Annotated in this window: 28 protein-coding genes and 1 pseudogene; 8 read left to right on the top strand and 21 right to left on the bottom strand. The window is 41.4% G+C overall.

Annotated elements, in window-relative coordinates; genetic code table 11:
* The coding region (locus B5D35_RS07360; RefSeq protein ID WP_170915144.1) for an ATP-binding protein at nt 1–204 on the top strand (204 nt) is incomplete at its 5' end.
* A 268-nt stretch (nt 205–472) separates the two neighbouring features.
* On the opposite strand, the gene B5D35_RS07355 is transcribed toward B5D35_RS07360, so the two are convergent.
* Both B5D35_RS07355 and B5D35_RS07350 read right to left on the bottom strand, forming a co-directional pair.
* A complete protein-coding gene (locus tag B5D35_RS07355) occupies nt 473–769 on the bottom strand; it encodes a Dabb family protein (protein ID WP_078751939.1) in 297 nt (98 codons plus the stop codon).
* A gap of 66 nt (nt 770–835) precedes the next feature.
* A pseudogene (locus B5D35_RS07350) lies at nt 836–1,740 on the bottom strand (LysR family transcriptional regulator).
* Between the two features lie 288 nt (nt 1,741–2,028).
* Between B5D35_RS07350 and B5D35_RS07345 the strand changes: the two are divergent.
* Nucleotides 2,029–3,663 carry a DUF2813 domain-containing protein gene (locus B5D35_RS07345; RefSeq protein ID WP_078751938.1) on the top strand — a complete coding sequence of 545 codons (1,635 nt, stop codon included), beginning with the start codon at nt 2,029–2,031 and terminating at the stop codon, nt 3,661–3,663.
* 41 nt (nt 3,664–3,704) lie between these two features.
* On the opposite strand, the gene sbmA is transcribed toward B5D35_RS07345, so the two are convergent.
* Both sbmA and B5D35_RS07335 read right to left on the bottom strand, forming a co-directional pair.
* Nucleotides 3,705–4,712: a peptide antibiotic transporter SbmA gene (gene sbmA / locus B5D35_RS07340; RefSeq protein WP_078751937.1), complete on the bottom strand. Its 1,008-nt coding sequence runs from the start codon at nt 4,710–4,712 to the stop codon at nt 3,705–3,707.
* A gap of 249 nt (nt 4,713–4,961) precedes the next feature.
* Complete coding sequence (locus B5D35_RS07335; protein WP_078751944.1) at nt 4,962–6,488, bottom strand: EAL domain-containing protein; 1,527 nt, start codon at nt 6,486–6,488, stop codon at nt 4,962–4,964.
* A 386-nt stretch (nt 6,489–6,874) separates the two neighbouring features.
* On the opposite strand from B5D35_RS07335, the gene B5D35_RS07330 reads away from it, so the two are divergent.
* Nucleotides 6,875–9,028, top strand: coding sequence for an EAL domain-containing protein (locus tag B5D35_RS07330; protein WP_078751943.1), 2,154 nt, complete (start codon nt 6,875–6,877; stop codon nt 9,026–9,028).
* Nucleotides 9,029–9,050: 22 nt separating this feature from the next.
* On the opposite strand, the gene B5D35_RS07325 is transcribed toward B5D35_RS07330, so the two are convergent.
* From B5D35_RS07325 to B5D35_RS07315, 3 genes are read right to left on the bottom strand one after another with little or no spacing between them, the layout of a single operon-like run.
* Nucleotides 9,051–9,599, bottom strand: a complete 549-nt coding sequence (locus B5D35_RS07325) for a YaeQ family protein (RefSeq protein ID WP_078751936.1) — start codon at nt 9,597–9,599, stop codon at nt 9,051–9,053.
* A gap of 15 nt (nt 9,600–9,614) precedes the next feature.
* Nucleotides 9,615–9,956: a GIY-YIG nuclease family protein gene (locus tag B5D35_RS07320; RefSeq protein ID WP_078751935.1), complete on the bottom strand. Its 342-nt coding sequence runs from the start codon at nt 9,954–9,956 to the stop codon at nt 9,615–9,617.
* The gene (locus B5D35_RS07315; protein WP_078751934.1) at nt 9,956–10,597 is read right to left on the bottom strand and encodes a YceH family protein; all 642 of its coding nucleotides are present in this window, start codon (nt 10,595–10,597) and stop codon (nt 9,956–9,958) included. Before B5D35_RS07315 ends, B5D35_RS07320 begins: the two co-directional genes overlap by 1 nt.
* Before the next feature lie 278 nt (nt 10,598–10,875).
* Between B5D35_RS07315 and B5D35_RS07310 the strand changes: the two genes are divergently transcribed.
* The 3 genes from B5D35_RS07310 (at nt 10,876) to B5D35_RS07300 (ending at nt 12,844) form a co-directional block, all read left to right on the top strand.
* Nucleotides 10,876–11,304 carry a bactofilin family protein gene (locus tag B5D35_RS07310; protein ID WP_078751933.1) on the top strand — a complete coding sequence of 143 codons (429 nt, stop codon included), beginning with the start codon at nt 10,876–10,878 and terminating at the stop codon, nt 11,302–11,304.
* 105 nt (nt 11,305–11,409) lie between these two features.
* On the top strand, nt 11,410–11,844 hold the full coding sequence (locus B5D35_RS07305; protein WP_078751932.1) for a DUF3069 domain-containing protein: 435 nt from the start codon (nt 11,410–11,412) through the stop codon (nt 11,842–11,844).
* Nucleotides 11,845–12,403: 559 nt separating this feature from the next.
* Nucleotides 12,404–12,844, top strand: a complete 441-nt coding sequence (locus B5D35_RS07300; protein WP_078751931.1) for a hypothetical protein — start codon at nt 12,404–12,406, stop codon at nt 12,842–12,844.
* Between the two features lie 26 nt (nt 12,845–12,870).
* Here B5D35_RS07300 and B5D35_RS07295 read toward each other — a convergent pair whose 3' ends face one another.
* Nucleotides 12,871–13,272, bottom strand: coding sequence for an antirestriction protein (locus tag B5D35_RS07295; RefSeq protein WP_078751930.1), 402 nt, complete (start codon nt 13,270–13,272; stop codon nt 12,871–12,873).
* A 187-nt stretch (nt 13,273–13,459) separates the two neighbouring features.
* Here B5D35_RS07295 and B5D35_RS07290 point away from each other — a divergent pair, with 187 nt between their 5' ends.
* Nucleotides 13,460–14,236 (top strand): type II restriction endonuclease, encoded by a 777-nt coding sequence (locus B5D35_RS07290; RefSeq protein WP_078751929.1) that lies wholly within the window; start codon nt 13,460–13,462, stop codon nt 14,234–14,236.
* A gap of 29 nt (nt 14,237–14,265) precedes the next feature.
* Here B5D35_RS07290 and B5D35_RS07285 read toward each other — a convergent pair whose 3' ends face one another.
* The gene (locus B5D35_RS07285) at nt 14,266–15,399 is read right to left on the bottom strand and encodes a DNA adenine methylase (RefSeq protein WP_078751928.1); all 1,134 of its coding nucleotides are present in this window, start codon (nt 15,397–15,399) and stop codon (nt 14,266–14,268) included.
* Nucleotides 15,400–15,480: 81 nt separating this feature from the next.
* On the opposite strand from B5D35_RS07285, the gene B5D35_RS07280 reads away from it, so the two are divergent.
* On the top strand, nt 15,481–16,005 hold the full coding sequence (locus B5D35_RS07280; protein WP_078751927.1) for a hypothetical protein: 525 nt from the start codon (nt 15,481–15,483) through the stop codon (nt 16,003–16,005).
* 79 nt (nt 16,006–16,084) lie between these two features.
* On the opposite strand, the gene B5D35_RS07275 is transcribed toward B5D35_RS07280, so the two are convergent.
* From B5D35_RS07275 to nhaD, 12 genes are all read right to left on the bottom strand, one after another.
* Nucleotides 16,085–17,080, bottom strand: coding sequence for a BT4734/BF3469 family protein (locus B5D35_RS07275; protein ID WP_078751926.1), 996 nt, complete (start codon nt 17,078–17,080; stop codon nt 16,085–16,087).
* Between the two features lie 114 nt (nt 17,081–17,194).
* The gene (locus tag B5D35_RS07270; protein WP_244556528.1) at nt 17,195–19,270 is read right to left on the bottom strand and encodes a hypothetical protein; all 2,076 of its coding nucleotides are present in this window, start codon (nt 19,268–19,270) and stop codon (nt 17,195–17,197) included.
* A 42-nt stretch (nt 19,271–19,312) separates the two neighbouring features.
* Complete coding sequence (locus B5D35_RS07265; RefSeq protein ID WP_004411484.1) at nt 19,313–19,504, bottom strand: hypothetical protein; 192 nt, start codon at nt 19,502–19,504, stop codon at nt 19,313–19,315.
* A gap of 320 nt (nt 19,505–19,824) precedes the next feature.
* Nucleotides 19,825–20,043 carry a hypothetical protein gene (locus B5D35_RS07260; RefSeq protein ID WP_078751925.1) on the bottom strand — a complete coding sequence of 73 codons (219 nt, stop codon included), beginning with the start codon at nt 20,041–20,043 and terminating at the stop codon, nt 19,825–19,827.
* Nucleotides 20,036–20,266: a hypothetical protein gene (locus B5D35_RS07255; RefSeq protein WP_139367730.1), complete on the bottom strand. Its 231-nt coding sequence runs from the start codon at nt 20,264–20,266 to the stop codon at nt 20,036–20,038. The genes B5D35_RS07260 and B5D35_RS07255 overlap by 8 nt, the downstream gene beginning before the upstream one ends.
* An 83-nt stretch (nt 20,267–20,349) precedes the next feature.
* Complete coding sequence (locus B5D35_RS07250; RefSeq protein ID WP_078751923.1) at nt 20,350–20,967, bottom strand: hypothetical protein; 618 nt, start codon at nt 20,965–20,967, stop codon at nt 20,350–20,352.
* Between the two features lie 264 nt (nt 20,968–21,231).
* Nucleotides 21,232–21,489, bottom strand: a complete 258-nt coding sequence (locus B5D35_RS07245; RefSeq protein ID WP_078751922.1) for a hypothetical protein — start codon at nt 21,487–21,489, stop codon at nt 21,232–21,234.
* Nucleotides 21,490–21,496: 7 nt separating this feature from the next.
* Complete coding sequence (locus B5D35_RS25385; RefSeq protein ID WP_078751921.1) at nt 21,497–21,715, bottom strand: helix-turn-helix domain-containing protein; 219 nt, start codon at nt 21,713–21,715, stop codon at nt 21,497–21,499.
* A gap of 264 nt (nt 21,716–21,979) precedes the next feature.
* A complete protein-coding gene (locus B5D35_RS07235; RefSeq protein WP_078751920.1) occupies nt 21,980–23,566 on the bottom strand; it encodes a recombinase family protein in 1,587 nt (528 codons plus the stop codon).
* Nucleotides 23,567–23,633: 67 nt separating this feature from the next.
* Nucleotides 23,634–23,912 (bottom strand): peptidylprolyl isomerase, encoded by a 279-nt coding sequence (locus tag B5D35_RS07230; protein WP_078751919.1) that lies wholly within the window; start codon nt 23,910–23,912, stop codon nt 23,634–23,636.
* An 81-nt stretch (nt 23,913–23,993) separates the two neighbouring features.
* Complete coding sequence (locus B5D35_RS07225) at nt 23,994–24,455, bottom strand: dCMP deaminase family protein (RefSeq protein WP_078751918.1); 462 nt, start codon at nt 24,453–24,455, stop codon at nt 23,994–23,996.
* A 111-nt stretch (nt 24,456–24,566) separates the two neighbouring features.
* Nucleotides 24,567–25,988: a sodium:proton antiporter NhaD gene (nhaD, locus tag B5D35_RS07220; RefSeq protein ID WP_212567534.1), complete on the bottom strand. Its 1,422-nt coding sequence runs from the start codon at nt 25,986–25,988 to the stop codon at nt 24,567–24,569.
* Nucleotides 25,989–26,686 lie beyond the last annotated feature (698 nt).

Here is a 26,686-nt window from a genome sequence, read left to right as displayed (position 1 = left end):
GTGGTTGTCACAAGCAATTTACCGTTCTCACAATGGTCAAATGCGTTCGCTGATGACACCACACTCACGGCTGCACTGCTGGATCGACTGCTTCATCACTCTCACATCATTCAGATAAGTGGAGAGAGTTATCGGCTAAAAGGGAAAAGGGCGTTAGGGACAGTGCCAACCGTTCTACAAAATGAATCGGAGAGGCAGGGATAACTACCATGGGTGGGTCAATTTTACTTCGGCGATAGCGTCGCTAAGTGGATCAGTTTTAAGTCGGCGTTGACAACAACGCAATATAAATAGACGAGGAGAGGTTATTAATTACAATAATATAGATAGTAAATACCGATAACTTCCTCGCATCCCTAATATGAAATAAGGAAGGGAAAATAATATTGGCATAAAAAAGCACCGTTTAGACGGTGCCTGCGTATGAATTACAACGTAACATTTAAACCAAACATGCTATTGATGAGTCTCTTCAAACGTTGAAATCAACCACAATGATATCTTCTACATGAGGGACAAAAACTTCTTTGAGTGCGTCATGTTCGGGGTGGAAAAGGTAGGTATCCCGAACGTCTTCACCCGCAAATGTCATCAATACTACATGGGTATAGCCTTTGTTTTTTCCTTCGGGGCTATTGTTTTCACCCCATTCAACTGATACCACACCTTCTACGCGTTCAACCATAGATTCAAATTCTTCGCGAATTTCTTCAAAATCAGCTTCGTTTGACTGAGGTTTGAATTTCACCAGTAATATATGTCTGATCATGTCACTATGCTCCCTGCTAGTCCTTGGTCGAACTATATCGAAAATTTACGTCTCAGCTTGAGGGAGTCATCCCACTTTATCTTCTGTGATTGGTTGGATCACTTTCAATACCTTGGGCAGTTGACGTATAAGCCAGCTTTTGGCATTCCCCATACGGTTACGTTTCCACACCATCACCCAATAAGCTTGTAGATTTCACTCCCTTCGATCACGCTTAATCGCCCTTCCGCTAAATCCTGTTTGACCCACCACGCTGGCATTGTACCGATCCCATAGCCATCTAGAATGGCATTGTATTTTTCTGTCATTGAACTCACCGTCAGGCGCGGCTGCTCATCAAGAATATTGTAGGTGTACGTTTTGGCGTTTCTTGCCGTATCTGCTACTGAGATACTGCGATATAAGCGACGAGTGTCTGCATCAAAAGGATTTTTATGCTTGTGGATGGGGTGATTAGATGCCGCAACCCAATATCCTTCCGAATACCCCAACTCTTGCACTTTCACACCCTGAGGAATCGTTGGTGGCTTTGGGCAAATCAAAATATCGGCACGATCATCTTCAAGGGCTTCCCAAGCACCCGCGAGGATCTCCTCTTGCAGGCGTACGCGCGTGCTGGATTCCTGACTAAGTTTCTCCACCAGCGGGAAAAAATGCCTTGCTGTCAATAACCCATCAAACGCAACGGTTATGTCCAGCTCCCAACCATGGGCAAGAGATTTGGCGTCTGAAATAAGTTCATCTGCCGCATTAATCAAAATTCTGCCACGCTCCAGAAGCAACTTCCCTGCATCCGTAAATGTGGCTTTATGGCCAGACCGATCGAATATAACCAGATCTAAATCTTGTTCGAGTTTTTGGACTTGATAGCTCAATGACGAGGGAGCACGATTAAGTGAGTCTGCAGCTGCGGCAAAACTTCCTTTACGGTCAATCGCATCTAAAACCTGAAGTGCTTCGAAAGATAACATTGTGAAAGTCGTTCCTTGTTAATCCCAAGTAGATGACCTGAGTACACTGATTTTATATTCAATTGTGACGAAGGCTAGGTATCGGCAATGCCTAAATCTGTCACAATTAACTGAAAGAAAACAGGATTATCTCTAAAACATCAAATTCGTGATACACAACTCGCCATCACTTTGTCATCTGTCTTACGCTTAAGAATGGGGTAATGACCATGTTCACGACACAACCCTGCACACGACAAACCACACATTACCCTCTGAATTTACGTGCCTTTTTAGTAGTGGGGGCTTATGAGATTGGATCGAATTGAATTATCCGGTTTTCGCGGTATACGACGCCTTTCCCTTGATTTGGATGAACTGACCGTCCTAATTGGCGAGAATGCGTGGGGTAAGAGTTCGCTGCTTGACGCCTTGTCCCTTTGTCTTCCTTCTTCTGGTGAGTCCTACCACTTTCAGCGCAGCGATTTTCATATCGACCATACACTAGGCAATGCGCAAACCAATCAAATCCAAATCATCTTACGTTGGCAAGAGAGCTTCTCTGGCGAGCACCGAGCCCGACGCTATCGTCAATTCACCCGAACCTGGAACCTATGCGACGAAATAGGTCTTCGGCGATTGGACTTCCATATCAATGCCATTCATGAAGACGGCAAGATCAACGTCACCCGTGGATTTCTCGACGAAAACGGTAACGTTAAAGATATTGAGAACAACGATGCTCTCGCCAATAAGCTAGTCCAACTCCACCCGATTATCCGTATTCAGGATGCTCGCCGTCTCCGAGATTCCGACATTGATTTAAACGGCAATGCCACCCGCCTTGAGAAACGTTTAGAAAATACCGTCAAACGCCTCCAACAAAAACCTGGCCACGTGAACAAAGGGGAACTACGAAGCGGAATTAAAGCAATGCGTACGCTCTTAGACCATTACTTCGCATTTGGTAGTCACAACCGTTCTCCTGGTGAGATTGAGCCTTATCGTCACCTCAACATGCGCGCTAACTATGTCCATCCTTTGGAGGTTGTCGCCAACAATACATCTAACCAAAGTCGCCTGCTTTTGATGGGACTACTGAGCACCTTCGTGCGTGCGCGTGGACCAAAACAACTTAAAGCGAATGCGCGCCCTATCGTTATCTTCGAAGATCCTGAAAGCCGGCTTCATCCCACATTGCTCAATCAAGCTTGGCGGCTGATCAATCTGATGCCGATGCAAAAAATACTGACAACAAACAGCAGTAACCTACTCTCTTCGGTGCCACTGACATCGATACGGCGATTAGAGCGGGGTTCAACAACCACAGAAACATTTCAGGTTCCCCCCGACCACTTGAGTAAGAATGATCAGCGTAAAGTGTCTTTCCACGTCCGTTTCCACCGGCCTAGCGCATTGTTTGCGCGATGTTGGTTGTTGGTTGAAGGTGAAACCGAAGTATGGCTATTCAATGAGCTTGCGAGAATTCAGGGGTATGACTTATCCGCCGAAGGGGTTCAGCTGATTGAGTTTGCACAAAGTGGCTTAAAGCCGTTAATCAAGCTGGCAGGGGCGCTGGGAATAGAATGGCATGTTATTGCAGATGGTGACTTCGCAGGACAAAAGTATGCCAATACCGCGCGAAGCTTTCTCAACAGCGGTCAAGAAAAGCATCGATTGACCGTTCTTCCTGACCGAGATATTGAACATTACCTTTTCAACAATGGATACGAACCACTATTTCGCGAAATGGCACATATTGAAGGTAATAATCCGCATGTACCAGCTAAGAAGATCATCGCAAAAGCACTGAAGAAATACGCAAAGCCTGACGCTGCGCTTGCCATTATCGAATACACAGAGAAGCACCTTGATGATGCTATTCCACTTCTGTTGAGATGGACTCTGCAGCGCGTTATCAGTATGGCCAGAGGGGCAGGATAAAGCCCGCGATAGTCGCGGGCTTTAGGTATAGTGACGCGCAGTTATTGATCCGTTGCAGCTTCTTGTTCATCGCTGATCGCGATTTCTATTTGTTCTTCAAAAGCTTTCAAACGCTTATAAATCGACATCAATTCCACAATTGTGCTCCAAGAATGAACCAAGAACTGGAATGATTCTTCCACCTTACCGAATGCACGCAAGATCTGCTGCAGAACACCCAAGGTGATCGCGCCGGACACTATCGTTGGGCCCAGAGCAATGTACGGAACGATAACCGTGTACTGAATGTACGACCATTTCGCGATGTCAAAATAGAGATAATGGCGATACAGATTGAAGTAGTTTTTGCGTACATTCAGGAACAATTCTTTAACCGATTCAGGTTGAGCACGTTCTTCGTGATCTTCACCAAAAACCAACTCCTTTCGGTAGGCAGCTTCAACTTTCTGATTTTTGAACTCCAAACCCGGCAGCTTAATACCCACAATGGCTAACAATACCGTACCAAACAAAGCGGACAGAATAGCAAAATACACCAGTGAACGGCTCACTTCCCCAATCCAAGGCAGTTCGGTAACGTGTTCACTCAATGTCCAAAGAATTGGCAGGAAGGCGACCAAGGTCATGAGTGAACGCATGAAGCTGACACCCAACCCTTCCATGATGCGAGCGAAGCGCATAGTGTCTTCCTGAATACGCTGAGATGCACCTTCAATATGACGAATTTTATTCCAGTGAGACATGTAGTAGTCATTCATTGCGGTACGCCAGCGGAACACATAATGTCTGACGAAGAAATCAAGCATGACAGCGATGATGATGTAGACGGAGACGATATTGAAAAACTCAACACATCCTGCGAAGAATTCATCAAAGGTAACGGCATTTGGCTCAGAAAGGGCTTTTTGAATAAGGTTGTAGAAGGAGCCAAACCATTCGTTTACTTTGACGTCAATTTCTACTTTGTACCAAGTCACATAGAGAATAAGCGCAGAGCCGAGAATCGACCAATGAAACCAACGCTTATCCAGAAAAAACGATTTAAACATAAACACACATCCTTAGGCCTTGTGTCACTCTTTGAGTCCATAAATAAGAAAGAGTTTTGTAGTCTTACCAAATTGAACGTAAATTCTCGCCTTCTCTTTCAGTCTAGTCTTAGAATTTGAGAATGACTCGACGTTAACAATCTGATCTCATTGATTAAAACAGCAAAAGCAACAAACCTCCAGCGATTCATCACGAATTCAAATGAAACGGATTTTCGTTGCATGGTCAGAAAGTGAACGTAAATGAATCTATTGAATAAGAATGTGCGTAGACGACAAGGGATCTGACGACGTGAAGGAGGTTTTGAAAATATTGAACGGCACGGGATCACCAAAATAGGAACCTTGTAGCATTTCCACACCAGCACCGATTAAGTAGTCCGCCTGTGTTTTATTTTCTATGCCTTCAGCAACCACGTGCAGATTAGATTCTCTGGCAAACGCCAAGATGGAATCGAGGATTTTAATCTTAAAGTTTTCTGTGCCGATCCCATCCACAAACATGCGATCAATCTTGATCGTATCGATGTTTAAGATCTGTAGATAAGAAAATGCACCATACCCCGTACCGCAGTCATCAAGTTTGATGGATATGCCTTGTTCCGTCAGCGTTTCAATGCATTCTGCTGCTTTGTTCAAATCACTGAACTTGGTTCTTTCCGTGATTTCCAAGGAAAGTATATGAGGATCAATACCGCTCTCCTTCAACTTGGTTAACAGCTTTTCAGCAGTATCTTCGCGTTCCAAATAGCTTGGCGATACATTGACGCTGACAAAAAACCTATCCGGCAACACCGTACTTTTAAGGTGATAAAGCACATTGTCGATAAGCTGATCAGTGATTTTATGAATCGCACCATTTTGTTCCGCAAGCGGAATAAACGTATCAGGAGGAATATACTCGCCATTGGACGCAAGCCACCGCACAAGTACTTCTCCCCCAACCACTTTATATCCCCCGCCTTCCGGGCGTACAATCGGTTGGTAAAAAGGCCTGAGTTCATTGGATTCAATCGCTTCATTCAATAAGCCACTCAACCCCTTTCGCTCTGTTTGATTCAGCTCAAACCCGACGGCTAATAACACGCCAAGTAACACAATCAATACAGAGAAAACACCCACTAGCTCCCCGACAAGAAAATCAACCCCCGTCTGGTTGATGTACAACTTGATCATCATCCGGTTCTCACCCATCGGCCCTTCATAGACTTCTCGATAAGGGTTATTTTCACGTTGATAAAGCTGAATGACCCGCCCCTCAACGTCTACGGTCATATAAAGGCATTTTTCACAGTTAGACAGAAAGTTTCGTGGTTGCTGGAAAATAAACCGTAGAATGCCCTTCTTAGAATGTAAGCGCATTTCTTCGAACTGATTGTTTTCCATAATCAACGCAACATCGCCGAAATCTAGCTCTTCAGCGGGCGAAAACGTCCCTAGCGGCCGCCCTGCTTTCTCACTGTTATAAATTGAACAGGAATGTTTGTTCGTTAAGTGAAGGTCAACATAATCGACAAAGAGGTTGCCTGATTTGGCTTGGTTCATCAGCTCAATGTCTTCGTTGCTGCATTGATAATTCAGCTGGGTAGACAAGGACTTCAGTTGCTCAAAGCTCTCTCGGTAAAGCCCAGAATACAGCGTCGACAACACGGCCGCATCTTCCTGAATTTTCTGCTTTACCAGCCAATTAGCCACCGTAAATTGAGAAAAATATGCAACCAGTGCCGAAGCTATGATTATAAATAGCGCTTTCGTGTGTTTCTTGAGCCAATCCACTACGGCTCCCATCCCATTCATCATCCTGTAGCTAAGAATAGGACACTTGAAGGTAATGAATTTAAAAAAAAGCGAGACTTAGGGAGTCGCGATGTCGGTAAAAGGTGGCCCGAATAAATGAGAGCGGCTAATAGCTGGTAATTTCGTCGCTTTCCCCTAGCGCTATCCAGCAGCACAATCATCACCTTCTATCTCATATCTAAGACTTTTTCATCTCTAGCGACATTGCGGTTTGATTGTTATGTCATAGACTTCATAAGGAGACAATTGACTCATTAATAAGGTTATGACTTTTGTACGAGACACTTCAGCGCAATGACCCGTATACTGAAACGTCCCAAAATGCGCCCCGCTTTGTGTCTGTCGTGGCAATTGCGGCCGTCTGCATGCTCATCCTGATCTCCACGTTTACGCTTTATCGCAGCGCGCAATCTCGTCAGGTTGAACTTCAAGATCAAATGCTAAGCATTGAAGTCAATCGACTTCAACGCGCAATAGAAGTAAACCTTCAAAAAGAAGCGTATTTCATTGTTTGGTTGGCAAACAATTTTCAAAATGAAGGAGAGGTCACTGAAAAAAACTGGGCGTCTGTCACCGATAATATCAGCGAAACCTTCCCTTTTTTTGTGGGCGTGTATTGGTTAGAACTCGACAGGAAGATGACCCTTAGCTCTCCTCCTTCATTCAAGCCCGATAACGTCACAAATAACTGGCGCATCGCACTCGCTGTCAAATTCAGCAGCATGCCCGTCCTGTCTAAATTACAAACGTCCAATGTGATTAAGGGGTCAGACGACGAGTTATTTATCGAAATGCTTCACCCTGTCGAATTTGACGGGAAAATTTCAGGCCACTTAGGCGTAAGATACAATATCGACCATATGCTGAATGCAATCGCGTCACAGTTTCTTCGTCCAGAACAAACCTTGGTGTTAAGCGACAACGAAAACCAGTTCTATGGTGAACTACCTAAACAGCATGGCGTTCTCACCAACATGGTGGATGTGAATGCACTCAATGGGAAATGGCAACTGACTGTCTGGCAACAAGCCGTGTATGACCAATCCTATTTTTCATTGCCGATGTTGATTTTCATCTCTGGTATCGTGGTGACAGTGCTAGTGGCTATCTCGCTCTACTTGCTTGAAGTCAATGTTATGGGACGTCATGCGGAATCAGCGACGGTGTTGAAACTCCAGGGCGAGATCACCCAGCGTCGAGAGGTTGAAGCACAACTTCAGTTCACCGCAAACCACGACCCTCAAACCCATCTACCCAACCGCTTTGCGTTGGAAACCTATTTAGAGCGCTCCATTCGCGGCGACCAAGATATTGTTCTGATGTGTATTGCACTCGATAAGCTTCAAGAAGTGAATGACATGTATGGCTATATGGTGGCAGATCAGTTGCTGCTCGAAGCCGCCAAACGATTCAAATCAGTGTTACCACCTCACGCTCTGCTTGCACGAACCAGTAATGACCAATTTATGATTGCCTGTCCGGGCATGTCTCAACTAGAGGCTGAAATGCAGGCAAACCAATTGAGAATGTGTTTAGAGGAAGAGTTCTATATTGAAGACAACGACATTCTCAGTAGCTGTGCGATTGGCATTGCTTATCGATATATTGATGACATGCGTGCGGATGAGCTTTTGCGTCATGCGGATACTGCTGCACACAAAGCTAAAGCATTAGGTAGCCGTAAAGTCGTCGCCTATAACCAGACAATGCAAGAACAGCTGAACCACAAAAAAGAGCTCGAAAGAGCGATTCGTAAAGCGATCAACAATGACGAACTTCAACTGCATTTTCAGCCTCAAGTCGACTTACGAACACGCCAAGTTGTTGGCATAGAAGCACTGGTTCGTTGGGAATCCACCAATGGTACCGTGATAAGCCCAGATATAATTATTCAGACCGCCGAAGAGACCGGACTCATGCAACGGCTTGGGCATTGGGTTGTTGATTCGGCATTGAAGCAATTTTCACATATGCTGGACGAACGCTGCGCACCGAAATGTATCGCAATCAACGTGTCAGGCCATGAGTTTCAGGATGGCTACTTGGCGGATTATGTTATTCGTTCCGTTAATCGCTATGATATCCCTCCTTCTCGCGTTCAGATAGAACTGACAGAGCAGGTTTTCATTGAAAACCTAGAGCGTAATCAACACATACTGAACCGTCTGACAACCTCCGGTATCAGTTTAGCGATTGACGACTTTGGGACCGGATATTCATCGCTGGCATACTTAAAACACTTCCCTGTTAATACCGTGAAAATCGATCGCGGTTTCATTAAAGATCTTCCACAATCTAAAGACGATCTGGTGATTTGTCAGGCTGTCGTCAGCATGGCGAACTTGCTTCAATTGAAAGTGGTTGCTGAAGGCGTGGAAACGATTGATCAGCAAGAATTGCTGAGAAACATAGGCTGTAATTTTGCCCAAGGCCATTTCTACTACCCGCCAATGACAGCGGACGATTTAATTGCCTTGCTCAAAAAACAAAGAGCCGGGCGATTATACCCGGCATCTTAAATATTCGAAGTTAACGACTGAATTACGCCGCCGATGATTTCCAAACGTCTGGCATCAGAGAGATCACAGTGTCTCCAACTGAGAACCAAATCTGGCCATCTTCGATGGTAGACTGAATCGCCATTGTACGGCCAGACGCAGCCGCCGCAGCATCCAACACTTCATCAACGATGTTAATGATGGTCAGGTTCTTGAATGGATGAAGTTTATTCAACAAGGAAGCTTTCCACGCAGACGCAGCATGGTCACCGTACGTAAACAACACCACTTCTTTGGCCTGTGAACACGCTTTCTTCAAACGTTTTTCATCAGGTAAACCCAGTTCAACCCACAGCTCAATTTCATCACTGTAGTTTTTAATCCAAAGCTCGGGTTCTGAGTCTTCACAAAGGCCCTTAGTGAACTGCAAACGCTCATCGGCATACATTGTCCAAGCCAGTATGCGCAACATCATGCGTTGTGCGGTTTCCGACGGGTGCTGCGCGAGCGTTACGTTTTGGTCGAGGTATACATGTCGTGACATGTCCGCGACGTTAATCGACGCTTTATACACCGTTGCTTTAAGTGCCATGAGTAACCCTAAAAATTAAATATTATCCTTGATAAAGACCTGCGCAAAATCACTGTCTTTGCACAAACGTTCTTTATCTTTTTTGGCTAGACGCTTTATTTTCCATTCGAGGGACATCGCTTGTTGCTTTGTCCCAATCTCACACGTCCATGCCAAAGAAAGCGGCTGTTTGCCTCTTAAATACTTTGCAGTTTTCATACCATTTGTCTGGTGCTCGTCAAAACGACGCGCCACATCCAGAGTAACACCGCAATAGAGCGCGTTATCACGGGTACGAATTAAATAAACATGCCATTGGGCATTGTTTTTTGACGCTGTACTTTCGTCAGACAAGGCAGCCTTGTCTTGATTAGGCATTATTGATCGTTGCCAATCAGTTCGTTAACCAATGCTTTCAACTCGGCCACTTCAGCTTCAAGTACTTCAACACGTGCTGCCAAATTGCTGCCTTCATGTTCCTGCGAAAACGTTGGCTCACTCACCACCACCTCTGGCGTCTCCGAACCAAACAAATGGACATAGCGGCTTTCACGCTTACCCGGCTCACGAGGAAGTTGTGCAACATGCCCTTTTTCAATCATTTTCGCCAGTACGGATTCGACTTGGCGAACATCACTAAACTCACACAATCTGTTGGTACGTGTACGAAGTTCACCAGGCGTTTGCGGGCCGCGAAGCAACATAACACAAATGATCCCTTTTTCTTGCTCACTAAATTGCAGCGAACCAAACTCCGTGTTGCAAAAACGGTGCTGATACTTCGTCACTCGGCTACCGAAGCCTTCAACGTCACTGATCAAACGTTTGCTTTTCAACAATTCAACAGTATCCAAAACCTCAGCTTCAGAAAGCGAATATACCGGGTCACGGTTACTTTTTTGGTTCCCAGCCATTGTGAGACTGTTTAGGGTTAATGGGTATTGTTCCGGAGTAGTGACTTCCTTCTCAAGCAAACATCCGATAACTCGCGCTTCATGGTTGGTTAGTTCAATCGCTATAGTGAATACCTCAACATAGATCGTTATAACGCGAGGTTATAGCAACCAACGCGAGTGTCATCAATAACTCTTGTCAGGATTTGCCAGAAAGGCACATGCAATTGTCTAAAGTTTCACCCATTTACCGAACGCGGGCATGCAAAGGTGTCGCAGGCGTGTGATTTCGGCTCAACGAGTGAAATTTTTGTCACGCCACCTTCCCTATTTCGGATAGTATTCAGAGTATTGAGTTTTACATGCCTATGTCTCTAACCGCAGAGTGAAAGGAGTAGTAGTAAATGGGAATGTTCGGCAAAAATAAACCTTCTAACACATCTATGTCTTTGGTCGCCAAGCAATGCCGCATTGTTGGTGATTTCGATCTCGAAGGTGACATTCAATTCGATGGTCAAGGTGAAGGTTCAATCATCAATGCCCGCAATGTTGTTATCTCTTCTACCGGCCACTTTAAAGGCAGCATTCGCGCGGACCACGTTACGATTAACGGTCTGGTTGAAGGCACGTGCATTGCACGCGAAGTTGATATTCTGAGTAACGGCAAACTGAAAGGCCAGATTCAGAGTGAACAACTAACGATCGCCAAGGGCGGCTGCCTGATGGGTGAAAACGTCATCAAAGAAGAGCCTGCTTTAAAAGTCGTGAATGAGAAAAGCAAGAAATCCGACACAAACACGAAATCAGAAGATAAAGCGCAAGCCTCTGCATAAACTTATTAGTGCCTTAAATATGGACAGTCGACAAATGTAATCACCTAATACTGTTGACTTCACCTACTGGCACTATAGGATGCGCAATGTTTTGCGTTATCAGGAATAAATAAGATGTCTGAACAACAAATCGAAGCGATTAAGCTGGAAGATATGTCTGCTGAGCTGCAGCAGGTTATCAAGTACGAACAAGTGCCTGTAGAGCTATTCACTATGCTGGCATCTGTACACGAAGCGTCTGAAGACGTCGTTCGTCAAACTTGGGATTCTCTGCCAGCAAGTGCGCAGAACATTCTGGACAACTTCGAACAGTTCCACGCGTTGGTTAGTCTAAGCCAAAGCTACGCGGGCCTAGATTTCATGCAAGAAACTCAAGACATGAAGTTCGAAGACATGAACGAAGAACAAACGTCGGATTACAAAGCATCTCTGCTTGATAAAATCCTACACAACTGCGTGAAAGACCTTGCTAAACAACTTAAGCAAGCACGTCTGAAACCAGTAATGAAGCGTGAGTTCCGCGAGATCTTCACCAAGTAATTGTCTACGACAGTTTCTGAACAAAAAAAAGAGGTGACGTTGTCACCTCTTTTTTTTATTCAATTAGGTTAATTAGGTTCTGTAAAGCACCTTTAGTATGGACCATATTGTATTAATTCAACCATGTAACCACAGTGTTAATGATAGACCGGCCTATTCATACATTGTAAGTGAACACCTGATAACCACAGTATAGGTTCGCGTAAGCGAACAGACGCCGGAATATTTTTTATCATTGCATCATTTACCTTCACCAATGAGTTGTGGTCATTGGTCAATGATTAACCATCTAGTTAACCAGTTGTCATTCACCAAAAATGGTACCTTTTTTTCAAGGTTGCTTAATTTGACTAAGAACAATTCTAGCCAGATTGAAAAAAAGGTACCATTTTCATTGTTCAATAATTAAGCAAACACCTGAATATAAACGATTTTGTTTAGTTCGATAAGATATTCTTGTTGTCATGATAGAAGCAATTGCCTTAGTATGCGCACCGTTGAGTGGTTAAGGAGGGTGCTTCGGCACATTTAAACATTAACCAACTTATAGATTGATATTATGACTACTTTTAATACAAATACTGCCGCTCAACAGAACTTTACATTTGTGTTTCACGATCCTTATGAACATAACGTGATTTTGGATGCTTTACGTGCACTTGGTGTTAACGTAAATGATGGTAATGTTGTTTTTTTGAACACTAAAAATGACAACGACCCTATCAGTGAGATATATGTGTCTAGTTCAAACTTGGCTGTAGCGCAGCTTCTGCACAAACTTAATGCTTGCCACCTAGTGGAGTGTCAATATCGTGAAGATGGTGGATTTTTAGAATACTTCATCGAAGCACAGCATATTGATGCTGAGACACTAGTCAGTGTCCACGAGTATTATGAATGCTTGAACCAAAAGATGATGCTAATGGCCGAGAAACTTGAAGAAGATGGTATTCAATTATACTCGATTAATGAATTACTTGAAGCCAATTTCATTCATTAAAAAAGGGAGCTTCGGCTCCCTTTTTGCTAATCAATCATTCTAAGAATATGTTCAACTTCTGCTGGTGGAAGTTCGGTTGTATCTATCATCCAGATACGTAAAGAGTGATACATACTGCTAAAAACTTCGCACAATGCATTGTTACCTTGGTCGTGAAATAACCAACATAATTTGTTGTAGACGGCTAACGAAACATACACACCAAATGCTCTAGAAGATATTTCTATCGGTAACACATAGTTGCCATCATGACCAACTTCCAGTGATCCTGACGACACTGGATAAACTGCATACACATCATCACTATCAACAACGACTTCCCACGCTCCACCATCATAATTCGACACTGTTCGTGAAAATTCGTAGAACGCTTCTTCAACAGCCATTCCAAGCAGTGGATTCATTTTATAAAAGCGAGTAAACGGCATTACGACCTCTTAAATTAGTTTTTTCTAATATAAACAGGTCATGTGATCTCGTATACAAGTCTTTCACACTTTTCAATCATACCGTTTCTTGATTGTTATGAAACAAATCACATTTTTAATGAGCCAAGTCATTGAAAAAAAGAGCCTCAGACCTCATAAATGACTGGTAACTTAATGAGGTATCAATATGCAGCCATATTTTGAGATTAACGGCTTTAGTCACCGTTTCTTTGATCTAACACGAAACTTTACTTGGGAAATCCAAGGTTTTATCGACCAAAACAACAACGTACTACCAATTGACTCTGACACTAAAGTTTTGAGTACGGTTTTTGAACGTTTTGCTAGTCCAGCACTACGTTCTTTGGCTGCTGAGAAAGGCTATGTTGTTGAAACTGCAAATCAAACAACTTATCCAGACTTCACTCTAACTAAGTATGACGTTGATGGCAGAACTGTACTGCATCGCATTGCACTTGATATTAAATCTACCTACATTGAACCAAAAGCACCTATTGGTTACAAAAAGACCAAGATGACTCTTGGTAGCTATAACTCATTCATTCGTAACAACACGAAGAACATCCTTTACCCATACAATACTTACCATGAGCATTGGGTACTAGGCTTTGTGTACATTCGCAATGAAGCGTTTGAAGAGTACACGTTGGAAAATATCCCAACTCGTGGTCAGATCCGTTGTCCTTACTCGGTACAATCTGTCTTCATTCGTGAAAAGGTTGATTTGACTGGTATTCGTGCTGGTAGTGGCAACACGAAAAACATTGGTTCGGTCGAGATCGATACACCTAATGGCTTTGCAGCTGTAAATGGTCCATTTACTCAGTTCCGTAATAAGAAAGGTGCTTGTGATTTTTACTGGGCTAATTATGAGCGATTGAAAGACGCCATCAACAGTCCTGCTACGTTGTATAATCATCCAGAAATGGCAGCATTCAAATAAAACTAAGGGGAGCTTCTGCTCCCCTCTTATCATGCGGGTTTTGAAATGATGATTAATTCTTCATTTGTGTTTGTTTTACTCAATGCATACTTGTACTCGCCAGCAGAATGAATCTCGGCTGTACGACCTTTAGTTGACATTGCCTTTGCTGCTTCTTCTGGTACTGGTAAGCCATCACTTCTATAGCTAAACACAATTGTTGCATTAGGCCAGCGTTCACAGATCGCCGTAAGCTCTTTCAATGCGCTATCTGGCTTTAACCATGCACTAGGTTTCTTTGTGATAGGTTTATGAGGGTACTTATCATCACCATTATCGAATAACGAGTAATCGCAAAGCCCCTCTAAAAAATGATAGAAGTTACTGTAATCAACAGGTGTACCTTTACCATTGATGTATGGCGGATCAAGATAAATCAAGTCGAAATCATCAGCAAATGATTCTAAATCTGCTGAGTTAAAACCAGTTGTGTACTTGCTTAATGTATCAGCGGTTTTAATAGGATACTTCTTCAATTCATTGATACACTTGATTGCGTGCTCAATCATTGGTGTTTCCCAAGTCTTTTTATTACCAAAAGAACGTTTAACTTCTTTAGTGCGCATTTCTAGATTTGCACGATGGAAAAGATTGTATGGACGTTTCTTGGTTAACGCTTGACCAATAGCATAGATGTATACAGATTTTGCAAAATCGTCGAACTGATGAATGTTTTGACAGAATCGGTCAATCTCATCATTTTCAGAATCAATAAAGTAAATGCCTTTATAGTTCTTTGATACAAGACCGTCATCTGACAAAGGTAAGTTATACAGCAAATCTTCTAAATCAGACTGCGCATTCAAAGCATTCAATCGTTCGAGGTCAAATTCTAAAAATACTTTCGCTGTATTTTGGTTATACAACATGAAGTCATTTGAGCTAACGTTCTTACCTAATGTTCTAAACAACAGTGATACGACACCAGAGCCACTGAACATATCTAGTGTATTGTTGTACTGGATCGTGCTCAATGCTGTTGCTAGTTCTGGTAGGATTTTGCGTTTTGAGCCTTGGTAGCGAGTCGTAGGGAACTTAGGTAGATCCACTGCTTTGATTTTAAGGGCATTAACACCACTATCTGGTACTGCACAGTCGATAGTAAGCTGCTGATTTTCTAACATTTCTTACCTAGTAATTAAGATATTTAAGTGGTAGCATTATAATCAAAACTTGACAACATTGATATACTTGGTTCCATCTCTATGAAAAATCTACACTTTCTACTTAGATACAGTGATAAGCTGTCCGGTGCTGACACCATTGCTGAGCACTCAGCCGTCATTGAAGCTAATGGCAGTGTTTGGATGGGTAAGTTCGGAATCGGTATGAATCAGAGCTTTGTTAAAACTGCCAAGCTACAACTTGAGCGTGGCGAACAGTGCTACTTGTACCTAATGCATGGTTCAAAATTCACGTGTAGAGCAAACATCATTGACGTGATCGCTGGTAGCACGAGTAAGACTGAAATCTCTTCAAAAGAACCAGATCTGACACCTGCTTATTACCGAAAAAAGAAGTGTTCAATCTGGTTTAAACTCTCAGCAATTGAACCGATTGACGAAAAAGAGCTTAAACATCTTTGGTTGTACAACAACCCATCGTCTCACCCAAGTTCTGCTGGTATGAGAGGATTGATTTACTTGACGTATAACGATCAACCAGTGCCACTACCTAAAGAGAAAAAAGAAGAAAAACCAAGTATCTACACTCAAGGTCTGTTTGATTAACGTTCGATTTAGCTATAAATAGATTATATAAAGTATTAGTCATGCTTTGTTATTGGGAGTCTTCGGACTCCCTTTTCGTTTATAAGCTACTGAATATTTGAGCATATTGCTGAGCCGTTCGTGGTTTAAAGAACTTAATATCCACTATCCCATCAAATGACTTCCACGCATCTAATGCCTTGTTTCTAATGCTCATAGATTCTGTGTACTGACCGTTTGCTTTTGCACGATTCAATGCCTCAATTGCACCCTCAATTCCTAATCCACATTTAAATGACACCATACATAGCTTGAAAATGTTTAAGTGGCGATCACCGCTACCCATTGATGCAATAATGTTGTTCACAGCGTTATTCCAATATCTATTTGCATAAACTTCATCATAATCAGCATGTTCATTAACCGCACGTAATGAGGACATCATAGATTCTTCTTCTGCTTTTAAGATGCTGTACTCTGCTCTATACGCTTCCAATGAAATAACTTTCGATTTACCCAACTTGATATTTTTATCAGCCGAGAAGTAAGTGCCACGGTTCGCATTGCACGTTTGCGCATCAAGGTTTCCTTCGGGCATACCAATATCTACTAAATGAGCATACAATTTTTTGTAGCAGTGCTTGTAGAAGTCAGGATCTGTACCATCATAGTCAGTAGCAACAGTGAACTTTAAACCACCACTAGGTGATAAGAAGGCAAATACAACGTTATCAGCAAATTCGCTATTAAAAAGTCGATACATCAAGTCCTTAGATTCATCTTGCGACACTTTGTCAATGTCAAACATCATCAGACCTGAATGACTATTCTCATTATATTGGTTTGCTCCACCAGCAATATCGTGATAACAAGTTAGGTAGAACATGGGAAGATTATTCTTCACTTCTTTGGCTTTGTCATGTGCACCATTGGCTTTTAATAATCGTATTTTTTCAATCTTATTTTTGACTGCTTCATCTCTGATTAACTTTATTACAGTGCTTAGCTTTGCAGTCGTCAACGTAGAGTCATACATCGACTTTTTGATGCTAATGTCAGCATTAAGATACTTCATTACATTATTGGTATTAGTCATTTTTTTTCCTTTATAATTATTAGTCAATGAACATTAGTCATTGATTTTTCGATTGAAAATGGTACCTTTTTTGAATAGAGGCTAGTGACCTAGCCTCATCACTAGATGGTTTGGTTAGAAATTAATCTGGTTAATAACGTCATTTAATGACTGCTTGAATGGTTTTGGTTTCATTACAGCAACTTCTTTCATGTTGAACTTGGTCACTTCATGGTATGTGCTCATTTCAATACCTTTACTTTTCACAGTGTCGGCCTTGCGATTGTATTTTCTACGGTCGTTGTGATCTAAAACAACATGCCAAATTGCTTTTTCTTTCTTCGCAACCCAGTGACCATCTTTATCGTAAGTAATACCCATCATCAGCTTGAATAAACGTAGACGAAGAGTTTTATTGTCATCACTATGGAAGTGCCTATTATCTGACCCATTATCCCGAGAGATTGGATAAGCATTAATCCAAAACTGACTTGCTGCCTCTGCTACTTTCTCATCACTAATGATTCCACTGTACTTGTTCATAATGACTTCACTCATACCAGCGATAGCGTTGTCGATTTCTTGCTTTATCTCTTTATATCTTGGCTGGTGGATGTTTCGTAAAAATGCACGTCCATCACCATTGATAATCGACATCACGTTCCACTTGTCACCACGGAAGTTATATTTGTTCCAACTTGAATCCCACTCAATTAACTCTTGTACTGCATTGTCTATCTGCTCATTGCTTTTGTCAGGATTCAAAAGCTGCACCATTTGCACTAAAGCAGGTGTAGTGTCCTTGTTACCGATCAAATATGAAGCAAGTGCTGGTAGATCAGTTAATACGCCATCTTCAAAGACTTTTAACTCAATTTCAGGATCATCATTGCAAAGTGCATATTTGCTTCCATTGCGTTTAAATGAAACTTTGCCACCTGATTGATAAAGCACTTTCGCTAAGCGTTGCAATGACACCTTGCCATTGTTTTTGGTCTTAACATCAGATTCATATGAGAGCAATTGGTCAACTTTATACCCGAGCAAATCAAGCTCCTTGAGCACTTGCTTTGCGTACACCCCTTTTTGGAACTGAGAAGTGAACAATGATGCTAGATCAGCATTTGCACGAGCATCATGGTTTAACCACTCACAAAGCTCAGTTGAAGAAGCTAGACCGCACTCAACATTTATAGGCACACGCTTAACATCACCATCAACTGTAGAAGTGCGCCAGATTTGTCTAGAAGCTTTATTGTAAGAAAGGGATATGTAACCATGATCCTTGTTTTCAAGATCACCTAGAATCACCCAGTGCTCAGCAGAACCGCGTGCACGTCCTTGCTGCTGAAACAGGTTACCGCTCTCATCCTGGCAACTAACAACCTTGAAGTAATCGTTGGTATTGATTCCTTCTGCCATACAGGATGTACAAATGACATAGTCATATGTGACTTGTGAAATCGCAGCATGACTGATGATGCTTTGATAGACGGCTTTGGCTTCGCCACTCCGAATTGAGCTTGAAGATAACAGAATAGCTTTCTTACCCGTTTGCGACAGTCTTTTAACTACTGCGCTTGCTTGCGCGTTCGAGTTGATAAAAGCCATAACTTTAGCCTTATCGCCTTGCTGATCAATATACTCTAAACTTTGAGCTAGTTTTGCATCAGCGATCTTTACGTCACCCTTAGAATCAAGAGTGATTACGTTGACATTTCGTTCAAATCCCTTTTCAACATGGATAATGCTATTGAACTTTAACGGCATGAACTCGGTTCTCACCGTCGCTGAATACAAATAAACAGGCTTGGTCTGTGAAGCTTCAACTATTGTTTCGTATAATTTTTCTACAGACTTTCTAAAGCCACCCAGATACAAAATCTGAGCTTCATCGACATGTAGTTCATTTTGATTTGTTCTCCACTTATCAAGGTGTTCAATCTGTATGATCGTGCCTTGCAGTGAGTTGTCTGCCTTGTACTTTAAGCTTTGATTCATTACTGCTTTGACAGGGAAAACAGCAGTCCCACCATTAACATGACATTGTTCAAGCATGTGATGTGTTTTACCGACACCAGTTTTAGCAAGAATTAAATGTACCCCATTTGATTTTGGTAGTTGGCTAGCAACATGTGACAGATATTGTTCGTCACTCAATTTGATTTTTAAGATATTAGTCATTTTTGTTATAATTTTTTCATTTGGCACCTCATATTCATTAAAAAATTCTCACTTCAATGGTGCTGTTAATTAAAAGTTTTCTGTTTTATAAAGAGATGCCATGATCAATTTATGCACATCATTTCCAGATGGAGATGGCCAGTTGTTTTCTTTTGCTACACGGCATACATGGCTTTGAGAGCAACCAATTACACTTGATGTGATTTTGCTTCCATATTTGATGTACACTTTGCGCATAATGTTATTATCTAAAGCTTGCATATTTACTCCTTTGAGTGATTATGAATTATTTATTATCAAAAATATTTGATAGTTTAATTTTAAAAAAACGCCTTGCAGGCGTAATTAATTTGATACTGTTATTATATAACGATATAACTCAAAATAAACTTTTTGACACAATTATTATCAAATATTTTTAACAAGAAAATAAATTTACTTTTAGTGTTTATTACTAAAAATCTCGTTGTTATAATGATCTTCTCCAATACATTCAATACTATCTAATATCCATTAACACTGTGGATAATAATATTAAAGAGAAAGAAAATAATATTTGGTACAACACGCTTCGCGTGATATTAAAGTGCAGCAAATGACATTATCATTTTAACCATTCTGCTTGATACCATATCTTCACGAGCAACTTTTATTTCCGCACTCGTTCCATTATGCGTTTCTAAACGTATAATTCCTTTATTTTCACTTCTTAATGTATGAGTGTCATAATCAAGTGATTTAAAGAACTCACTCATACTACGCTCTTGAATTAATGTTCTCAATGGAATTGATTTAGTCATTTTCATTCTCTTCTAAATGTTTGATAAGTCGTTCTTTCATATCAGGAACTAGTTTAATTATTAATTCATCCTTGCTCTTGATACTACTCTTTACTCTTTTATTAGTTATATATTGAATTGTTCTGATGTTTACACCTAGCATCTTCGCTACAAAGCTAGCTCCAACTAATGGAACTAATTTTAAAGCCAAGTAAACATCCTTTGCATGTAAATGGTTATTCACTTCATACCTCATATGAAAAATAGTACTGCTGAACTCAAACTGAATGATGCTCAAGTTATTTGCAGTTCTGAAATATTGTTAAATTAAGCAGCTACTCTTTGACGTGCAATATCACTTGCTTTTCTCATTTCATAATCGGTGATTCCAAGTACTTTTTTTATACTTGCTTTCGTAAACCATCCAAGCTCAATTAGAAATGCTACTTGTTCAACAGTTAGTAATTTTTCTGGAATAGCTCCCGCATCAGTACAATTTTGTGAATATCCATTTTGGATGTTAAATCCGTTTAATATATTTTCAACATCTGTAATTAACATCAATACATCAACTATCTGAAGATGAATACCCTTAAACTTTTGATGCCATTCAATAAAGTGCTGTATATTAGAAAGATCAGTTTCTTTATCTACATTTTTCTTTCCGATCTCTAATAAGATTGGTCTAACATTTGGCAATTCAGCACCCATTTCATCAAGTAAGTCTGACATTTTGCTACCATATTGATTGAACTCTTTAAACTCATCGCTTGTGATACGACCATTTACGAACAATCTAATCAATGCTTTGCTGAAATAATCTCTACGCCACTTACCGCCAAAATATTCTTTATAATGACTTTTGAAAAACTCGTAAGTACTTTCTGCCTCTCTTACTATGTTATGCCTTCCTTTTGAGGTGCTATACATTTTTAAAACTTTCATTTAAAACTCCTTAAAAACTCTATTTTTGATTTAGTGTCACATTCATTGCTTAATGATGCTACATTTCTGTTATCTCTAACTTTATCCATTGTTGCACGTTTTATTTCAATGGGACGAATTACCTTTACCAGATTCTTTATGCCACTGAATGTACGAACTGGTTTTACGCCTTTTATTTTGCATATATCTCGTACACTGCGAGCGCTTCTATCAAACAAACAACTAGTAATTAATGTCCCATAGATAGATGCAAAAAAAGCAATCTCACTTCTCACTCTTTCGCTCATATTCTTTTCTCATCTTCCAATATTGAGTACGAGAGACACCAGTTTCTCTAACTGCAATAACTGGTTTAACTCCTTTTTCTACATATTCCTGAACTTTTAACCAGTTCACTGCATTGCGAATAATCTCACTATAATTAATCTGTTGCTGCCTACGTTCTCTTTCATCGACTTGTCTTTGCGCTATATTTTTCTTCCATTTCCAAGTACGTCCTGTTTGATCATAAAATGCTGTCATTTAAACCTCAGTACTTCTCCAATGAGTCCATAAATTCAGCACGTTCTTTTGCATCCTTATATGTCCTATTAATAATATTGTATATTGTCTGACGAGATAGTTGATTGTGAACCGCCACTGTAGATACTGTGTATCCAGCTTTTAGGTGACGAATAATACGTTCGTTACGAGATCTTTTCGATTCCGTACGATAAAGTTCATCTGGACTATAGTTTCTATAAGTCATAATTTCTCCTTGTGCTTTTCTTTATTTTATTTATACATTTAATTTACACATACTTTTATTGAGTTAACGCTTAATTTACAATCACTTTATATTCACTATACAAGTAAGCATTAAAATTAGTGAGAGAATTGACAAATATAAACAATATGAACACTTGATTTAAGAAAATTGTGCTCAGTCAGACGGATGATATGTATATGAAAGGGTATTTTTTGATGCTGGTGGATCAGATAGCACAGGTATAAAAAAAGGGCTTTCGCCCTTTTATTGTTCCCATTCTTCAAGTTGTTTCACTGCATCATTAACAAATGCGTTCAATTGCTCTTTATATTTCTCAGTATCAGTAAGCCACTTAATGTCATAGCCTCGATAACGATAGCAAACGACAAATGTTTGTGTATGACTGTTCTTAAAACGAACTACTACACGCACTTGAGATACTAACTTTTCCTTGTCAATGCGTTTTACTTCAATTGATGCAATGATGCGCCTTAATAGAACATTTCGTTGACTTTGATCCTCAACGTCCACAATGGCTTGGAAGTTGACTTCATTTGGTTGAGATTCCAGTAACTCTTTTGTGCGCTTTGCTTCATGTAGCTCTTGCTCTGTTTTGGCAATATCAGCGTAAATTGCTGCTAGAGCAGTAGGATTTGATTGAAGTAACTCTTTCGTTTGATTTAGCAAAGTTAGCTTATCTTGAAACACCTTGATGCTATCAACTTCAACTGTTGCATGTGTCTTTACTTCATACTTCAAGTGTTTGAGTTCACCTAATATGATATTGTCTAGATCACGGAAACGGGATTTTTGATCACAGCTACCCTCAGTGGAACGAATGCAGACACGGTAATCGTATTTGACACCTTTTTGATACGTGCTTCGAGTGGTCATGGCTGAGCCACAACATGCACAACGCAACAGTTTGCTAAATGGGCTGCTCTTACTTCGCTTACCTACTTCTTTTGTGCCCTTTTCATATTTGATTTGCAACCAAATGCTTTTATCACATAATGCAGGATACAGATCCTCAACGATTTCAACTGGCACTAATTTACCATCTTTCATCTCACTATATTCTTTGGCTCCATAGAGCACATGGTTATCAATCGTCTTTCTGATCGCAGCTGCACCCCATGATTTCCCTGTAGGGCTTAGATGACCATCTGCATTAAGCTGCTTGGCAATGCGTTGCGCAGAGTAACCCTTTAAACGGAGATCAATAATAGTCTTAACAATCGTTGAAAAGTCATTAAGCATTGGCTTGCCATCTTGAAGAGTGATCCAGTATGGCTGCTTACCAACAATCTTGCGATTTTTGCGTGTTTGCTCTTTAGCGTGCTTGATCATTAATGACTTTTTCTCTGATTCACTGAACGCCAAATCAGCAGAAATAATGAGCGGTAAAGCACTGCTCAACTTGTTGATGTTTGTTGAATCATACACTTGGTTGTCATTAATCGTGCAGAACTTACAACCAGTTGCTACTAGTTCACTCACTAGTTTAAGCACATGTTGAAAGCCTTTACGGGATAGACGGCATGTTGTGTGACACAAGATCCAGCTATTAGCAGGAATGGTTCCATCACGGACAGCGTTCAAAAGCAGCTCAAGTCCTTCACGGACATTGTCTTTGTAGGCGCTTATTCCCAAGTCGGAGTAGTTAGCTTCAGATAACTTTAGATTGTGGTACTCACAAAACTTTTGAGCACCTTCTAGCTGGCGATTGATAGAATCATTGCCCACTTGGTTACGGGAACTGAATCGTGAGTAAAGGATAGCTAATGGTTGTTCAGTTTGGTGGGTAGTGATCTGACTGTAATGTTCACTAAGCAATTGAGGGGTATACATCAAGAATTCTCAGTAATTTCAACGTAGTACATTATAAACTACTGAGAGTTCTGGTATACAAGATTAATTAAATACGGTACAAAACTTTCACCACATGCCAGCCGAATTTTGTTTTCACTAAATGGGGTGTTAGCACCTCAGCGGTAAAACAAACCTTGTCAAACTGTGGCACCATTTGACCTCGGCGGAACTCGCCTAAATCACCACCGCTTTTACCTGATGGACAAGTGGAGTACTTCTTCGCGAGTGTTTGAAATTTCGCGCCTTTTTTCAGCTGCTGGATAATATCTTCAGCCTGATTTTGGTGTTTAACCAAGATGTGCAACGCATGTGCAGTGCTAGCCATGTTGCTACCTTCTTACTGCTGTGTTCATTATGGCCGCCGATTATAGAGATTTCGCTCTACGCACGAAAGCCCATTTTCAGCTTATTCAGCGTCACGCTTTGGTGGCAACTCAGACAATGGCAACCAATGGACTTCTACCCCTGCTTGCGTGAACATGTCTGCGCTGATTTTGATCTTTTCACCCCAACGAGAAAGAAAGTCTTCGCTTTGTTCAGGGCAATACACTTTAGAAATCCCAGTTTGGATAATTTTCGCTGCACAGTTCGGACAAGGGAAATGCGTCACCCAAATTTCGCAGTCTTCCAGATCACGCTTAGAGAAAAGAATCGCGTTCTCTTCTGCATGCAGCGTCTTTAACAACTTCATGTCGCGATCATCCGTGTCTGCACTGTCAGAAATACCGTGTGGATAACCGTTAAACCCTACAGACACAATGCGCTTGCCTTTGGTAATCACCGCACCGACCTGAGTTGAAGGGTCTTTACTCCAAGAGCCTACTAGCTCTGCCATTTGATAAAAACGTACTGCCCACTTCGAGATCATCGTGTTTCCAATGTGTTACCCAAGAATACATTGCTGCTATTTTGCAGAACTGCGGACAAATGCTCAACAAAAAAGAGAGCGGCTTTCGCCGCTCTCTTTTCGATCATTGGGTTAGAATGCCCCGCTATTCAACCAGAGGTGGCATAAAATTGATGCCACGTATCCTATGAATATCACCGGAGCCCATTTCAAGTGGCCGAAGAAAGTATACATACCTCTCGCTTGCCCCATCAAAGCCACACCTGCAGCAGAGCCAAGAGACAGCAAGCTCCCGCCGACACCAGCGGTCAAGGTAACAAGTAGCCAGTTACCCAAAGACATCTCGGGTTGCATGGTCAACACGGCAAACATAACAGGTATGTTATCCACCAAAGCAGAGAGTATCCCCACCAGTGTGTTGGCCCAAACAGGATCCCATTGCAAGTACATTACGTTTGAAACGCTTGATAAGTAACCGATGAGACTCAAACCGCCCACACACATAACAACGCCGTAAAAGAACAAGAGCGTATCCCACTCTGCGTGGGAGACTCTGCGGAATACATCAAACGGAATGACAGAGCCCAACCTTCTTAATGCTGCCTCATCGTTCTTGGCTTGTGCTAACGCCCTCTTACGCGCCAGTGAATTGGGTAAGGTTTTTCGTAGATAGAACCCGAAAAATTGCAGATAAGCTAATCCCATCATCATGCCTATCACCGGTGGGAAATGTACCAATCCGTGGAAGCCAACGGCGGTTAATATCGTGAACAGAAAAAGGACGACGATTCGTCTCGCACCGCGTTTCAGTTCAACAAATTCCTGTACCACATCTGGTTGTTCTTTAGGAACAAACAGAGACATGATAAAGGCAGGCAGAATATAGTTAACAACAGATGGAACAAACAGCGCACCGAATTGCGTAAATTCAACAATACCCGCCTGCCAAACCATGAGCGTAGTAATGTCTCCAAATGGACTGAATGCCCCGCCAGCATTTGCAGCAACGACGATATTAACGCACGCAATGTTCACGAATCGTGGGTTATTCCCCCCAATTTTCATTACAACTGTACACATTAACAATGCAGTGGTCAGGTTGTCGGCTATGGGTGAAATGAAAAAGGAAAGCCAACCCGTGATCCAAAATAGTTGACGAAGATCGTACCCCTTACCAACGATCCAGGCTTTTAACCCATCAAATAAACGCCTTTCTTCCATGGCTGAAATATATGTCATTGCCACCAACAAAAAGAGCATTAATTCAGCATATTCGAGCAGGTTATGTTCGATAGCGTACTGTGCAACTTCTGTCTTCCCCGCACTGGAATAGACAAACCCAAGCATAAGCCAAATAAGGCCAGCAGCTAGCAGTACAGGTTTGGATTTACGAAGGTGTATCTGCTCTTCCATCATGACCAGCGCGTATGCGCCAACAAAGATAACCAAAGCGATATAACCTACAGGGGAGTCAGTGAGGTCGAGTGGGGTCCCTGCGCCTGCAGCAAATGCCGTTCCCGGCAACAGCAGCATTAGCATTAGCATTAGCGCCATTAGTAGCTTCATTTCTTGCGCCTCCAAGCGAATTGTGTCCTTTGCGATGGGAAAAATCGCTCAGCAGTATTTCGGCCATTAGAGGTGCCGGCACCTTCCCCAAAGCCTCCTCTCAATACAGTTGTTCTTATTTTGGAAGAGTCGCACAAGTCCTTGTGCGTAACGAAAATAGTCGAGAGAAGTAATTGGGCACATATCTTAGAGGGTGAATGAGAATATTACAGTTCTAACTTCTCGCTTTCTGGCTTACCCCACAAACATCAACATTCCCCTTAAATTTTCATCATCAATCAGACTAAATGGGAGAAGGATCTTTCATTTCAATGCACAAAAATGTTAGTAGCACGTACTCTTGTTCTTGCTCGTTCGCCAGTTTTCAGGATTTACAGTGTAATTTGAGGTTGGTTTACCCATCGTAGATCAAACTTTCTTACAAAAAGATGATATTTCGATCGTAAAGACATTGTGACATATTATTCACTGCTTTATAAGGTAGTATGTTACCACTAAACTCACATTCTGTTAAAAACATAGAGTAACCCACTATTTGAGCGCTATTGGATGAATATCCAACATGGCACAAAAGTATTGTTTATTCATGAACTTAACAGCATAAATGTTCAAGAGAAGCGTAATCGGGCAATACAGTTGGTCTTGTTTTGCAACTTTACTACCTGATTTAACGTCAATTTTTGGAT

The sequence above is a fragment of the Enterovibrio nigricans DSM 22720 genome, from assembly GCF_900167155.1.
GTDB lineage: Bacteria > Pseudomonadota > Gammaproteobacteria > Enterobacterales > Vibrionaceae > Enterovibrio > Enterovibrio nigricans.
This window is presented reverse-complemented; position numbering and strand designations above follow the sequence as displayed.